Annotated in this window: 15 protein-coding genes and 1 tRNA gene; 9 read left to right on the top strand and 7 right to left on the bottom strand. The window is 62.0% G+C overall.

Going from position 1 to position 13845, the window contains the following annotated elements:
* Nucleotides 1–8: 8 nt before the first annotated feature.
* Together ASC63_RS08500 and ASC63_RS08505 are read right to left on the bottom strand one after the other, a co-directional pair.
* The gene (locus ASC63_RS08500) at nucleotides 9–1904 is read right to left on the bottom strand and encodes a helicase-associated domain-containing protein (RefSeq protein ID WP_055811925.1); all 1896 of its coding nucleotides are present in this window, start codon (nucleotides 1902–1904) and stop codon (nucleotides 9–11) included.
* Between the two features lie 33 nt (nucleotides 1905–1937).
* Nucleotides 1938–2207 (bottom strand): hypothetical protein, encoded by a 270-nt coding sequence (locus ASC63_RS08505; protein WP_055811929.1) that lies wholly within the window; start codon nucleotides 2205–2207, stop codon nucleotides 1938–1940.
* Nucleotides 2208–2262: 55 nt separating this feature from the next.
* Here ASC63_RS08505 and ASC63_RS08510 point away from each other — a divergent pair, with 55 nt between their 5' ends.
* Nucleotides 2263–2643 carry a cold-shock protein gene (locus ASC63_RS08510; RefSeq protein ID WP_055811931.1) on the top strand — a complete coding sequence of 127 codons (381 nt, stop codon included), beginning with the start codon at nucleotides 2263–2265 and terminating at the stop codon, nucleotides 2641–2643.
* A complete protein-coding gene (locus ASC63_RS08515; protein WP_055811934.1) occupies nucleotides 2636–3124 on the top strand; it encodes a DUF3027 domain-containing protein in 489 nt (162 codons plus the stop codon). The genes ASC63_RS08510 and ASC63_RS08515 overlap by 8 nt, the downstream gene beginning before the upstream one ends.
* 4 nt (nucleotides 3125–3128) lie before the next feature.
* On the opposite strand, the gene ASC63_RS08520 is transcribed toward ASC63_RS08515, so the two are convergent.
* Nucleotides 3129–3365, bottom strand: coding sequence for a DUF2530 domain-containing protein (locus tag ASC63_RS08520; protein WP_055811937.1), 237 nt, complete (start codon nucleotides 3363–3365; stop codon nucleotides 3129–3131).
* A gap of 25 nt (nucleotides 3366–3390) precedes the next feature.
* A complete protein-coding gene (gene serC / locus ASC63_RS08525) occupies nucleotides 3391–4503 on the bottom strand; it encodes a phosphoserine transaminase (RefSeq protein WP_055811940.1) in 1113 nt (370 codons plus the stop codon).
* A gap of 120 nt (nucleotides 4504–4623) precedes the next feature.
* On the opposite strand from serC, the gene ASC63_RS08530 reads away from it, so the two are divergent.
* The 4 genes from ASC63_RS08530 to ASC63_RS08545 all read left to right on the top strand — a co-directional run bounded on the left by ASC63_RS08530 (nucleotide 4624) and on the right by ASC63_RS08545 (nucleotide 7619).
* Nucleotides 4624–5316, top strand: coding sequence for a metal-dependent transcriptional regulator (locus ASC63_RS08530; protein WP_055811943.1), 693 nt, complete (start codon nucleotides 4624–4626; stop codon nucleotides 5314–5316).
* A gap of 208 nt (nucleotides 5317–5524) precedes the next feature.
* Nucleotides 5525–6421 carry a C40 family peptidase gene (locus ASC63_RS08535; RefSeq protein WP_157487639.1) on the top strand — a complete coding sequence of 299 codons (897 nt, stop codon included), beginning with the start codon at nucleotides 5525–5527 and terminating at the stop codon, nucleotides 6419–6421.
* Between the two features lie 377 nt (nucleotides 6422–6798).
* Nucleotides 6799–7296 (top strand): HNH endonuclease, encoded by a 498-nt coding sequence (locus tag ASC63_RS08540; RefSeq protein WP_055811949.1) that lies wholly within the window; start codon nucleotides 6799–6801, stop codon nucleotides 7294–7296.
* A gap of 251 nt (nucleotides 7297–7547) precedes the next feature.
* Nucleotides 7548–7619 (top strand) — tRNA-Arg (locus ASC63_RS08545).
* 53 nt (nucleotides 7620–7672) lie between these two features.
* Here ASC63_RS08545 and ASC63_RS16095 read toward each other — a convergent pair.
* Nucleotides 7673–8287, bottom strand: coding sequence for an integrase core domain-containing protein (locus ASC63_RS16095; RefSeq protein ID WP_082487747.1), 615 nt, complete (start codon nucleotides 8285–8287; stop codon nucleotides 7673–7675).
* Nucleotides 8288–8322: 35 nt separating this feature from the next.
* Nucleotides 8323–9560 (bottom strand): IS3 family transposase gene (locus ASC63_RS08560; RefSeq protein WP_157487640.1). Its coding sequence is split into 2 segments (ribosomal slippage): nucleotides 8323–9275 and nucleotides 9275–9560, totalling 1239 coding nucleotides; the frame shifts between segments, so codons are not numbered across the junction.
* Nucleotides 9561–10698: 1138 nt separating this feature from the next.
* Here ASC63_RS08560 and ASC63_RS08570 point away from each other — a divergent pair.
* The 3 genes from ASC63_RS08570 to ASC63_RS08580 all read left to right on the top strand — a co-directional run bounded on the left by ASC63_RS08570 (nucleotide 10699) and on the right by ASC63_RS08580 (nucleotide 12866).
* Nucleotides 10699–11529, top strand: a complete 831-nt coding sequence (locus ASC63_RS08570) for a hypothetical protein (RefSeq protein ID WP_055811963.1) — start codon at nucleotides 10699–10701, stop codon at nucleotides 11527–11529.
* A 66-nt stretch (nucleotides 11530–11595) separates the two neighbouring features.
* Nucleotides 11596–12138, top strand: a complete 543-nt coding sequence (locus tag ASC63_RS08575; protein WP_055811966.1) for a Pycsar system effector family protein — start codon at nucleotides 11596–11598, stop codon at nucleotides 12136–12138.
* A 2-nt stretch (nucleotides 12139–12140) separates the two neighbouring features.
* Complete coding sequence (locus tag ASC63_RS08580; protein ID WP_055815197.1) at nucleotides 12141–12866, top strand: adenylate/guanylate cyclase domain-containing protein; 726 nt, start codon at nucleotides 12141–12143, stop codon at nucleotides 12864–12866.
* A 10-nt stretch (nucleotides 12867–12876) separates the two neighbouring features.
* On the opposite strand, the gene ASC63_RS08585 is transcribed toward ASC63_RS08580, so the two are convergent.
* A complete protein-coding gene (locus tag ASC63_RS08585) occupies nucleotides 12877–13563 on the bottom strand; it encodes a hypothetical protein (RefSeq protein ID WP_157487641.1) in 687 nt (228 codons plus the stop codon).
* Nucleotides 13564–13845 lie beyond the last annotated feature (282 nt).

Below are 13845 nucleotides of genomic sequence, written 5' to 3' on the forward strand. Positions count from 1 at the left end.
TCTACGCGCTATCCCTCGGCATCCTCTGCCGGTCGGATGCCGCTGATGCTGGACAGAGGCAGCGTGCGTTCGATATCGGCCTGCCTGTCGCGCCCGCGCAGGCGCCCTCCGCCGACGCCAGTGGGCTCCAGTGCGTATTCGACGACCCGGCCATCGGGCATCACGACGCTGACGATGAGGGCAACGCGCGCACGCACGGCGATCTCGAGCTGGCGGGCGAGCCATGCGCGGGCCGCATCGGGGCCGGCCTCGGTCTCGGCGGCGCGCAGCCGAGCCACGAGTGCGGCTGTCGTATTCGCCGAGACCGGCCGTGGCGCTGGCACGGTGCGCCCCCTGCGCAGATTCACTATGACGCCATTGCCGTCTTCGGCGGCGACCGGGTAGCGCGCGTCTGTCAGAGCCCAGAAGACCTCGTCCCGGGCGAAGCGGCTGACGAGCCGGCCGTCGTCGCGCACGAGCCCGAGCGCCGCGATGGCCTGATCCACCTCGAGTGTGTGCAGAAGGTTCGCGTCGTCTGATGCGATGTAGCTGCGATTGCGGGATTCGTGCCGCGGGGCATCCGCGGTTTCGATGATGCTGCCGACGCGCACCCGCCCGTAGCGCCTAGCGGTCTCGGCCACCAGATAATTCAGCGGCTGTGGAATTCCGGTCAGCGAGATTTCGCCCAGGAAGGCGAGCAGGGAAGCCTCGGTCTCTCCCATCGAGATGGCACGATTGACGCTGCTCTCGCTGATTCGATACGCGGATGCCAGCGCCCGCCCCTCGACATCGGCCACCGTGCGCAGCCTGCTGTCGATCTCCGGTGCCAGCGGCCCGGGGGCGACGATGGAGAGGTCATGCTGCAGATAGACCTTCTCGACCTCGGAGGGGAACAGCGCGTGCATGCGCCGGGTGGCGTCGTCGGTGCCGTTCTCCAGCAGCAGCGTGCCCGCACTGCTGGGGGCGTCGTGCGCGGTGAGTCCGAGCAGTTCGGCGTCGCCGGCGAACTGGGAGACCCGCTGCTGAATATCGCCGCCGCCGGCCGGATAGTTCCAGGCCACCAGCGCCTGCAGGCCGGAACCCCACGGCGCACGGGCGCGCTGGGCAAGAAGGATGCGAATGTCTGCGGGCAACGCGTCGATCCAGGCGGCGGCGAGAGTCGACCAGCGCTGGGAGGTGGAGCGGCGCTGCCAGGCGGTTGCGGTATCCGTCGCGAGCCACAGGCGGCCCTCGCGTGTGACGAGACCGGCGCGGGCCGCGATCGAGAGCATGCCGGCAACGTCGGCCATCGGCACGGACAGCGCGTTCGCGAGACGCTTGACGGAGGGAAGCGCCAGGCCACCCTTCTGCAGTTCGTGTGCCGGTTCGGCGACGAGCTCGGTCACCAGCTCTGATACCCCGGTGACGGCAGCGAAGGCGTGCTCCGATGCGAGCCGATCGGTGTCGTCACCGGTGGCGGAGGGCAGTATCGCCAGAACACCGGGGGCACCGGATGCTGCGAGCTCGGCGCCCGACGGCAAGCCGCGCTCGGGCCATGCGGCCAGAACTTCGCGCACGGCGTCATAGACCAGCACGAGCTGGTCGGTGTTCTCCACCAGCAGCAATTCCGCTGCGTGCTGCAGTCGCGCGGTGACGAGCGCGAGCGGCGGTTCGGGCGCGGCGCCCCAGGAGACGAGCTGAGCTATGACCTCCGGCACGGATGCGGCTCGAACACGCCCCTGCGCTGCCGCGGCGATGGCGGCCAGGCTGAGACGATCGAGTCGCGCGAGCGCGCGCTGAATGTTGTCGCGGTCGAGCAGCGCCTCGGCCAGGTCGAAGAAGTCGTGGATGCCGCTACCGGAGATCTCACGGGCGCGGATCGCGGCCTGCAATTCGGCATCCGCAAGCGTGCGCAGCCGTGCCGCAAGTGTGAGCGTGCTGGTCACGAGGCGCGCGGCGTGGTCACGGAGCCCGCCGTCTCAGCGCTGTTCGCGATTGTGTTTGCTGCGGTTGCGCATGCTGATGATGAGCAGAATCACCATGAGAATCAGGGCCAGGGGAAAGCCGATGTCGGGAAGCAGCAGGATCGCCGGCCAGAGGCCGCTGCTGAAACCCTCGGCTTTAATGCCCGAGGCGGTGCCGATCAGCAGGGCTGCGATCGACACGAGGGAGAGGATCACGACCGCCGCAATCGCATAGGCGAGGGAGCGCTGGAGCCGGGATACGGTCGGAGGGGTCTCTTGGGTCACAAAATCAAGGATAATTGAGGTTGGTCACGAGATCCCCCATGTGAAAGAGGTTCCCATGCCTACCGGCAAGGTTAAGTTCTACGACGACGAGAAGGGTTTTGGCTTCATCAGCTCCGATGACGGCCAAGAGGTCTTCCTGCACGCCTCCGCGCTGCCGGCTGGTGCCGTCGTGAAGGCCGGTTCGCGGCTCGAGTTCGGCATCGCTGATGGCAAGCGCGGCGCACAAGCGCTGTCAGTGCGCATTCTGGATGCTCCGCCGAGCCTCGCGAAGATGAGCCGCAAGTCGGCCGACGACATGGCGGTCATCATCGAAGACCTGGTCAAGCTGCTCGACGGCATGGGTACCAACCTCAAGCGGGGTAAGTACCCCGACAGCGCGCACGGGCGCAAGATTGCCGCCGTGTTGCGCCGAGTTGCGGACGATCTGGATGCCTGAGCCCGTTCCCGATTCCGTATTGCTGGCATCCGTCGATGCGGCGCGAACCGCGCTGCTCGAAATCACGGATGCCGCGACGATCGGCGCGCCCGCCGGTCACGTGGTGGAGGGCGAGCATGTGCTTTCGATGCTGTTCGAGTGCACCTTGCCCGGCTATCCGGGTTGGCACTGGACGGTGACGATGTCGCGCATCGACGAGGAGTCGGAGCCCAGCGTGCTCGAGGCCGAATTGATGCCCGGGGAGAAGGCGTTGCTTGCGCCGGAATGGGTGCCGTGGTCTGAGCGCCTGGCCGAGTATCAGGCCCAGCAGGAGGCCGCGCGCGCGGAGGCCGCCGCATCGGGTGCCGACGACGCCGAAGCCGGTGACGACGACTCGGATGACGATGTCGACGATGACCTCGACGAAGACGACGAGGCAGACGAGCTTGAGGCCCTGCACGGCGGCGACATCGACGGCGTTGACATCGACGAAGAAGAGTAATCCGCTAGCGCCGCTTGATGGCGAGGTAGATCAGGCCGAGGGCGCCGAGCACGATTCCGATGATGTCGGTCCACAGCCACCAGAGCCGGTCATCGCTGATGAGCCTGTCGCCGAAGACCAGCGCAAGCACGCCGAGTCCGACGATCCAGAGCACGAGACCGGTAAGAACGGCCTTGCGGTCGTCGGTCTTGGCGGGCAGCGGATCGGGGCGCCGCTCGCTGTCACGCAACCACAGTCTCATGCGCGCCTCATTCCCTGCAGCATTCTCAGCCCTGGGCGAGTACGAACTCGATCGAGGCGATCAGGGCGCGCACGTCATCCGGTTCGATCGCGGTGAAGGTGGCCACGCGCAGCTGGTTGCGCCCGAGCTTGCGGTAGGGATCGGTGTCGACGATGCCGTTGGCGCGCAGGGTCTTCGCGAGTGCGGCGGCATCGACCTTCTCGTCGAAATCGATCGTGACGACCACCTGTGAACGGTGCTCGGGGTTCGTCACGTACGGGGTCGCATACGAGACGGATTCCGCCCAGGTGTACAGCGCCGACGACGATTCCTTCGTGCGCGCGGAAGCCCAGGCCAGGCCGCCATTGCCGTTGATCCAGTCGAGCTGGTTCTCCAGAAGCAGCAGCGTGGAGATCGCGGGGGTGTTCAGCGTCTGGTTGAGGCGCGAGTTGTCAATCGCGTTCTTCAGGCTGAGAAACTCGGGAATGTACCGCTCGCTCGCGGCGATGCGCTCGACGCGTTCGATGGCCGCGGGCGAGAAGAGGGCGAACCAGAGGCCGCCGTCCGAGGCGAAGTTCTTCTGCGGCGCGAAGTAGTAGACATCCGTTTCGGATGCGTCGAGCTCGGCTCCGCCCGCGGCGCTCGTTGCGTCGATCACGGTGAGTGCGCCCGCGTCGCCGGAGACGCGCTTGACCGGTGCCATGACGCCTGTGGATGTCTCGTTGTGCGGCCAGGCATAAACATCGATGCCCTCTGCCGGCTCGATCTCGCTGCGTGATCCGCCCGGCGCGCTGATCACCTGGGGGGCTCGCAGCCAGGGGGCGCCTGCGGACGTGGCGAACTTCTGCCCGAATTCCCCGAAGGCCAGGTGCTGGCTCTGCTGCTCGATCAGCGAGAACGCGGCGGCGTCCCAGAACGCGGTAGAGCCGCCGTTGCCCAGAACGACCTCGTAGCCCTCGGGAAGCCGGAAGAGTTCGGCGAAAGATTCGCGCACGCGCCCGACCAGATTCTTCACGGGCGCCTGACGGTGCGAGGTGCCCAGGATGCCTGCGCCGGCGCCCGCCAGATAGCTCACCTGCTCCGCGCGAACCTTGGAGGGGCCACAGCCGAAACGGCCATCGGCTGGAAGAAGTTCAGAGGGAATCGTGACGTGCGGCATGGCTCATATTCTATGGGGTGCGCATTCGTGCACGGCTCGACCGCGGTCGCCTCGCGGGCACTGTCGGTGGCCAGCCGATAGTCTTGGGTCATCGCGCGCGGCAGTATTAAGGGGAGATCTGTGACGGATCTGGTTGACACAACAGAGATGTACCTGAAGGCCATTATCGAGCTGGAAGAAGAGAACGTCGTGCCGCTGCGTGCGCGCATTTCGGAACGACTGGGTCACTCCGGCCCTACGGTGTCACAGACCGTCGGCCGCATGGAGCGGGACGGGCTCGTTGTCGTCTCCAACGATCGGCACCTCGAACTGACAGATGTCGGTCGGCACAAGGCCATCAACGTCATGCGCAAGCACCGGTTGGCGGAACGCCTGCTCAGTGATGTGATCGGTCTCGAGTGGGAGTTCGTGCACGAAGAGGCCTGCCGGTGGGAACACGTGATGAGCGAGCAGGTGGAACGCAAGCTGTTAGAGATGCTGGGGCACCCGACGGAGTCTCCATACGGCAATCCCATTCCCGGGCTCGAGGAGCTCGGGGATGATTCCGCCGGATCCTTCTCCCACGGGGTCATCAACCTTGTAGGGCTTGTTGAAGGTAAGGACTCACCGGTAACGGCCAGCATCCGCCGCATCGGTGAGCCGGCGCAGGTCGATCCCGCCCTGCTGCTCCAGTTGCGTGAGGCGGGTGTTTTTCCCGGCTCGACCGGCACTTTTTCTGCACTCGGCCATTACATATTGGTGCAGATCGATGGCTTCGACGAGGGGTTGGAACTGCCCAATGAACTCGCCGCTCATATCTTCGTCAACGCCTGAGTCCCGTTACCAATTCGTTAGAAATCGGCCATTTGGTGTGACAAAGCGCCTGCTGTCCCGTATTCTCGAACGAGTCCAACAGGTCAGAAGCCGGCCGATGGGCCCGAGGTAAGACGCCTTTTCCCCCGTCTCTTACCTCGCGAAGCCGAGCTACACCACATGGACGGGGCAGCTACCTAGTGCTGTTGAGGCGCCGGAGGTTTACACCTTGGCACTTTCCGGTACCCCCGATTCTGAAGAGAATCCCGCAAACCCGAATATCGGCAGCACAGGCACATCGTCGGATGTTGTGACGCGTCGCTCTCTGCGACCGGCGGCAACACGCTCTGCGCAGCTCTCCAACCGCAGCCACGCCGCTGCGGTCTCGCCCACGGCTTCCTCATCGTCTCCGCGTTCCGCCGCTCCGAAGGCCCGCAAGAAGAAGAGCGGCATCATCAACATTGCCGTCATGACGCTGGCCGTCGGCCTCGTCGGAACGATGGCCCTTCCCGCGTACGCGTTCAACCCGAAGTCGGCAGACTCGGCCCAGGGCGCCTCGGCCGCCGCCAGCCTGAAGAAGGCGCACCCGCAGGCGCTTGCCGTGTCGTCGGAGGTCGCCGCAGCATCCGTCACCCGCGACGCCGTGAGCGCAACCACCGAGGAAGAACTCGCCACCCGCAAGGCCGAGACGGCCAGGCAACAGGCCGCCGTTCAGCTCGCGAGCTACGCGAAGGCGTACTCGGGCCCCTCCGTCTCCGACTTCCTGGCCAACCCGCCATACCCGAGCTTCAGTCTTGCCCAGGTATTCTCGGTCGCCCAGAAGTACATCGGCACCCCATACGTATACGGCGGGGCAACCCCCGCCGGCTTCGACTGCTCGGGCTACGTCATGTTCGTGTACGCCCAGTTCGGCATCTCGATGCCGCACTCCTCGACGGCGCAGGGCAACATGGGCACGCGCATTTCGATCAAGGACGCTGTACCGGGAGACCTGGTGATCATGCCCGGTCATGACGGCTTCTACGCCGGCAACGGCAACATCATGGATGCCCCGAAGCCGGGCGGCTACGTGTCGATCCGTCCGATCTGGACGTCGAACTACTACATCGTTCGCATCGGAATCTGACCTCCTTCTCGTCTGTCGAGAGGGGAACGGCTCGGTAACGGGCGATGAATTGCGTGCTGCGCGCAGCTTTGCGGCGTGCCCTGAATCGTTCGCGTGCATTTTCTGCGTTAGCCTGATGGCCTGACACCGTGAGAATAACGGGAGAGCCAATGGTCACGATTCGCACCGCCCCCACCACGGGCGCGCGCGGGTTTGCGCAGTTCGTGCTGTGCAGTGGTCTGCGGCACCGCAGTCATGCATGCCGCAGTCATACTGTGGCTTCTGGGGCGCTGTCGTAACGACGGTGCCCTTTTTGTTTGGCTGAAATCTTTCGAACCCTCGCGTTGCCTTCAATACCGAATAGCTGGGAGCCACCCAGTACGTTTCGAGAGGGAACAATGCGCACACTGGTCCTCAACGCCGGCTTCGAGCCGCTCGCAATCGTGTCGTTCAAGCGAGCGCTCGTGCTCGTGATGAATCACAAGGCGACCATCGTGGAGATTGATGCCGGGCATCCGGTATGGGGCTCGTCGGGCGTCTACGATCGCCCGTCGGTCATTCTGCTCACGCGCTATGTGCGACTGCCGCGCGGGCGCACCATGCCGGTGAGTCGCCGCGGCGTGCTTCGTCGCGATGGGCATCGCTGCGCATACTGCGGCAAGAATGCGACAACCATCGACCACGTGCAGCCGCGTTCCCGCGGAGGGCGAGACTCGTGGGAGAACCTGGTTGCGTGCTGCCTGCGCTGCAATAACAAGAAGAGCGACCGCACCCTGTCTGAGATGGGATGGGCGCTGCATGCGATCCCGCGGATGCCGCACGACGTCTCGTGGGTCGTGCGCGGAGTCGAGAGCGCTCTGCCCCAGTGGGAGGGCTACCTGGCGCCCGCCGCGTAGCCGTCACCCTCCTCCGCGCCCATGCCGGTTGAGGAGGCCGCCCGCGGCCGTCTCGAAACCCGCTCACGCCCTGCACCACCCGCCGGTCGAGTAGCGCGAAGCGCGTATCGAGACCGAGCCCGCGCTGCGCGGGAGCTGCGCCCCTGCACTGGGGGCCTGCCACCCGCGCCCCGGCGCACCTCCCGCGCGCGACGCGAACCCGTGCCCCGCAGACCTCGCTGAACCCGACTTCCGCTAAACTCGTCACGCCAGCCTCTGTAGCTCAATGGAAGAGCAACTCCGTCCTAAGGAGCAGGTTGGGGGTTCGAGTCCCTCCAGGGGCACCTTGTGATGAGTCGGGACATCGTTGATAGATGTGTCGGGACATTGTTGATATTTATGAAGAGCCCGGCCATCGGCCGGGTTCTTTGTTTTGGTCGCGCCAGTAGCTTTTATCGGCGTCGATGAGGTGGTTGCTGAGGACTTCGCCGGTGGTGAGGTGGGTGACTGTCGCAGTTCCTTCATCGATCAGGATCAGCACGGGTGCGGCGGTGTGTTTGCGGCCGATGCCGAGGTGGTGCATTCTTCCGGCGCGTCGGATGGAGACTTTCCCGTCGCGATCGACGATGTCGGTTCTGACTCGGTAGTGCGCTGCCAGCGGGGCGTTCTGCGGGGTCGCTTTGATCGTTGCGTCGTAAGCCTGCTGAGGGGTGTGGCGTCCGAGCGCTCGGTGAGGGCGCTGCTCGTTGTAGATGATGCGGAACCGATCGAGCTGGTCCTGGAGGTCGGGGATGGCGTCGGCGGGCGGTTGTTTTCCGAGCCAGAGTTTGAGTGTCTGATGGAAGCGTTCGATCTTGCCCTGGGTTTGCGGATGGTAGGGGTGGCCGTTTTTTTGCGTGATGCGCAGGCTCGTCAGCAGGTATTCGAACGCGTTCTTCCCGCGGGTGAAACGAGCCGTGTAGACGGTGCCATTGTCAGTCAGGGTCGACGCGGGCGGCCCGTATTCGTTGATGTTGGTGGTGAAGTGATTCGCCCTGGGTTTCGTTCCTAGTTTTTTTCGAGGGCGGCGGTTGCCGTCTCGGTGTGTTCGAGGTCAGCGTAGTACGCGGCCTCGACTTCGACCGGGGTGCGCATGTCGAGCTCCCCGTGAAGGCGCTGGTTGTTCCACCACCAGACCCATTCCAGGGTCGCGAGCTCGACTTGCTCGACCGTGCGCCAGGGTCCTTGGCGGCGGATCAGTTCGGCCTTATAGAGCGCGTTGATGGCCTCGGCGAGAGCATTGTCATACGAATCGCCGACTGTTCCTGTTGAGGGCGTCGCGCCGAGCTCGACGACGCGATCGGTGTAGACCAACGACATGTAGTTCGACCCGTGATCGGAATGATGAGTTAGACCGGTCAGATCGCCTCCTGCGGTGAAGGCGGCCATGTCCAGTGCGTGCAGTGGCAAGATGTCTGCTTTGAGAGTCGAGGCGACGTTAAAGCCGACGATCTTACGAGCGAATACATCGGTGACGAACGCGACATATGCGAAGCCCTGCCATGTCCGAACATAAGTGATGTCAACGACCCACAGCCGGCAGGGCGCGACCGCAGTGAACTGGCGCTGCACCAGATCCCGCGGCTTCACTCCCGCAGGATCAGACTTGGTAGTGAAGACCTTTTTGCTGCGGTGGACTCCCCGCAACCCCAGCGATCGCATGATCCTGCCAGTCTGGTCCCGGCCCAGCACCCATCCCTGACGGCGCATCAGGGCATGCATTTTGTGGACCCCATAGACACCGTAGTTCTCGGCATGAAGGCGCAGAATCTCACCGCCGAGCAGCTGATCGGACAACGCCCTGGCCGACGGCGGTCTGGCCTTAGCGGCCCGATACCCGCGAGCGGTCATGAACCCACATTCCGTCGCACGCATCGTGCGGCAGACGGCCTCGACCCCGAACTGATCCTTGAACGTGTCCACGTATCGGATCATCTCGTCATGGGGCGGTCGAGTTCCGCGGCGAAAAACGCTGACGCAGTCCGCAAGATCTCGTTCGCCCGCCGAAGCTCGGCGTTCTCACGCTTCAACCGTTTCAGCTCAACGTTTTCCTCGCTCGTCACGCCGGGGCGCACCCCGGAATCGATCTCGGCACGGCGACGCCACTTGCGCAACGTCTCCGGGCCCACACCGAGCTTCGTGCTGACATGGCGGATTGCCGCGTACTCGGTCTCATGCTCGGGAATCGACTCCTCGAGCATCCGCAAAGCACGCTGCCGGAACTCCGGCGGAAATTGACGGGGCATAGTTCATCCTCCCAAAGGAAGCGGAACCAAACCCAGCGCGAATCACTAGCGAAGCAAGGGAGTGTAGGAGTGTAGCGAGCGATAGCTCTTCTCTTGCTGCTGGACAGAGATTCTTGTTTGGCCCATGTTTTGGGTGATCGTGCGGAGTTCGAGCCGTTCTCCTCTGCCTCGACTACATCGTTCTTGATGCTCTTTCTCTCTCGCTTTGGATGAGGGAGTGAGAGCTGTCTCCGAATTCGGGCATAGCTAGCCTTTGTTGGGGCCGCATAACTTTGAATATCTCTGTTCTTGAATGCTTGGGCCTTGTGAGCGAAGCGAGCGTCACCCCTTTTGGGGTCGAGCTGCGTCGCAGCCCCGCTAGGGGTTGTGGCGTGGTTCGTTGGGTTTCCTGCTGCGGGTGCAGGTGAGAGAGTCTGCGTGAAGGCTCGGGTGGGTAAGGCTGAGTGTGTGTTAGCTCGAATGTGGACATAGGTCTAACCCCCCTGTCCTGAACGAGTGGCAGAAAACTCGGGGGACAGTCGCGGGGACTGCCTCGTTCAGGACTTAGGAGCTGCTTGCTTAGAGCAGCTAGCGGGCCTCACGGTTGCCGCCGACTTCGGGGGGTTCGCTAATCAGGTTGCCCTGTCAGCTATCACACTCGCCCCTCGTCGTTGAAGGAGTGAGTAGCTATGATCGGCGTTCTGACCCTCTGTTGGTCAGCCTCATGAGAATTGAGGAGTGTTGAGTGGAAGTCCCTACTTTTCACAAACACCTGATCTACTCAGCCTTACCGCTACATCTTCGGTCATACCGTGGACAGCACCCACGCGTTTCACTCAATCCCGCTTGGTAGCTGAACAGTTCGGACTTCTCCGCTTATCCAACCTCTTGGCGGTCGCCTCTAACGATGCTGTGGTCTTTAGCCACTCACTCTCATATGGCGGGGAAGAGTGTGTCGTTCGTATTGTTCAGTGACAGAGGATGCCTCACTCTGCCTATGTGGTTGTTCTGATCGAGTCGCGTACAAATGACTTGCTCACAGACTGTTATCGGCACTTCGCACTCACCTGGTGCTGTTGACCCGATATTGGGTCAACATGCTTCGTCTCGGATGATGGTTACTGTTGGCTTGGCCCGTTGACCTGCCATAGTCGTAGGCATGGTTACGCTCAGCAACGAATCGATCCTCAAGGGCCTCAGCTACCTGAAGATACTCAACGAGAGCAACGTCTACCCTTCGGTAGGTCACGTCAATGCATTCGTCGCGACTCCTCTGCCGCAGTCGGTTCTTGATCGCCAACTGAACTCTCCATTTGCAGCTCTTCGTGACCGTGAAATCGCGCAGTACCTATTGAAGACAGGCATGGCTGAGGATGAGGAACGCAACGACGAGCTGAGCTTGACTCCTGTCGGCTTGGCCTTCCTCCGTGGCCTCGAAAAGATCGAGAGCAGTGGGACTTCGGGGGAGTCCGTTCTTGAGGTGGTGGGTCGCCTTGAAGACCCGATCACTTATTCCAAGCTGCTGACCGAGATTGATAAGCAGCCGAGCGCGCTTGTCATTGATCCGTATCTTCCCTCGGGTGATCTTCTTACCCTGATCGAGTTGCCTAGCGTGAAGCGTGTCCTCACTCGGGATATCAGCATCAAGGGGCAGAAGCAGGAGGAGCGAAAGCGGCACCTTGCCATTGCTTTGGGTGCGCGGCCCGAGGTCGAGCTGCGCTTCCTGCCTGTGGAAATCAAGGAGCTTCACGACCGCTATGTGCTTCCGTCATCGGGCGAGGGTCTGATGATCGGAACCTCACTTGGTGGTTCGCAGCTCACGGTAGTCACTCACTTGGGTGCTGATTCCACAGACGTGCTGCTCAAGCATTACGAGACCCTTTGGGAACAGGCGACACCGCTAGCCCCTATCGAGCGGTTGAAAGTCACCGAGGAGGAGAACGCCGCCGAGGTGGAGGCACCCAAGGCGAAAGCGCCGAAGCCCAAATAGGCGCTGTGCCATATCGAGGCTGAGGGGACACCGATTGGTGTCTGTGAGCGTCGGTACAGTCAGGTCATGAAGAAATGGCTGTTTCGCTCAAATTTCGATGAGGCGGCAGAACTGCAAGCCGAGCAACGAGCGTGGGAAATCTATCGCTCCCACGCTGAGTGGATTGCGCGCGTTGATATCAAGGCCTCGATCCTTCTCGCGTTGCAAGGGATCGCGCTCGGCGCGGTTTTCACTATGACAGCGGCAGATCGCCCTTTTGCTTCCCTTCCGCATTGGTGGGACATCGCGGCGTTCATCGTGGGAGTGGGGCTATTGCTCGCGGGTCTCGTTCTCGCAGTGCTTGTAATCGCACCACGGGTGAGAACGAAGAAGCCGTCCAAGCGCGCACTTCACGACTTCATCTACTTCGGTCACACGCGTTGGTGGAAAGCGGATGACCTCGAACGAACCCTTCATGATTCGGCCCTGACAGTGTTGTCTAGGCAGCTCATCATCTTGGGCGGGATTGCTTGGCAGAAACACCTGTTCGCGATGTGGGCCACGTGGCTCTTCCTCGCATCAGTCGTGATTCTGTCTGCGCTCGCCCTTTACCTAAGTTTGTGGGGCTAGCGATGGAAGCCAAATTCCGCGTATATGACCATGTAGCAGGCGCTAAGCGCATCCGCGACATCCTGAATCAGTCAGACCTCGACTATCAAGAGAGGGACAGTCTTCCGTCGCGTGATGACCTAACTTTCAGCAACGGCTTCTACGCCTACTCTTCCGCGCTTTTCATCGACATCAGAAAATCATCTGAACTACCGAGCAAGCACACACGCCCTGTACTCGCTCGCCTTTATCGCGCCTTCGTGAGTGAGATGGTCGCCGTGTTCTCAGCAGACGCGTTCGTGCGAGAGGTAAACATCGTGGGCGACTGTGTTTGGGCCGTTTACAACACTCCGTCGAAGACTGACATCGATGACGTTTTCGCAAGGGCGTACACCGCCAACTCCATGGTCAACATCTTGAATAAGGAGCTGACGAAGCGCGGCATCACCAATATCGAGGTCGGGATTGGGATGTCGTACGGACGCGCCCTCATGGTCAAGGCAGGCTACGAGGGAAGCGGAATAAACGATGTCGTCTATATGGGCGACGTAGTAAATCAAGCAGCGAAGCTCGCAGCTCAGGGGAGCAAGACGTATCTCGATAGGCCGTTCATGGTGGATGACGTTTTCTACTCGAACCTCAATGACCACAACAAGACGCTGCTCACATGGAACTCAAGCAGAGGATGTTGGCACGGCACTGTGATCGCGACGGGCATAGACGAGTGGACTACAGAGCAGTACAGCTAAAGCTGCTCCCTCATCGTTTGACCTTCATCCGTGTGGCCGTGGGTTTGCTTGCTTCTTCGAATAGTCTCAACAGCTCTTCTGCGTTTTCCACTGCGACAAGTAGGAACCCTGCGGTGAGCGTCACCCGTGAGGTGAGCCTGAAGGTCAAACCAAGTGCATCCGCGTGCCCTGTGGGTACTCGCTCAAGGAGGGCCGAAATCACGTCTCCGTTCGCGTGCGCGGTTCCGCTACATGCTTTCCATGTTTGCAATCCCGTTATCACCATGCGTTTGCCGCTCATGAATCGGTCGGCCTGAGCAACAACATCCGTGGTGGTTGGGGTCTTGCTGATGTCGTGGTTGCGGTAGTCGCTGAGCTGCTGTTGAAGAGCGACGAGCCGTACCCTCACATCATTGCGATTCGGTGGAGTCATCTGAGCGGTGGCGAAGACCTTCTCCATGCCTTCAATGTCTTCGTTGTTCTCGTAGCTCAGCCGAAGTGACAGCCATGCCTGCTTCTGCTTAGTGCCTGCGTTGAGCATCCATATCCCGTAGGAGGTCGCCTCCACAGCCGATCGGATAAGGGCGTAGTGAGCGAGCATCGGAATCTCGTTGGTGGTGTCCACGTACTTGATGAGCATGCGGATCGAATCGAGGCTGACGTTCATGAAGTCACGGAGCTGATAACTGGACGGCTTGTACGGGGTGAGCTGATCCACCTCGGAAAGGCGACTGCCTGCTTGGGGGCGAGGGTAACTCTCCCATTTCTCTAATAGAGGGGCAGCTCGTTGCTTCGCTTCGCTAAGTACAAACTCACCGACCTTCCGCTCGCTCTCGCTCTCGCGAGTGTCCATTCGGAAGTTCGGGTTTGGCATGCCCCATGGTCTCATTCGAGTACGACGCCTGACCTGTGCCACATCGAGTCCGAGGGGACAAGGGGTGCGTCGGGCGGCGACCGTACTCTTATCCCATGAAGACCAAGAGCTGTTCGGTCGCGAGGG

The organism is Leifsonia sp. Root112D2, from assembly GCF_001424905.1.
Classification (GTDB): domain Bacteria; phylum Actinomycetota; class Actinomycetes; order Actinomycetales; family Microbacteriaceae; genus Root112D2.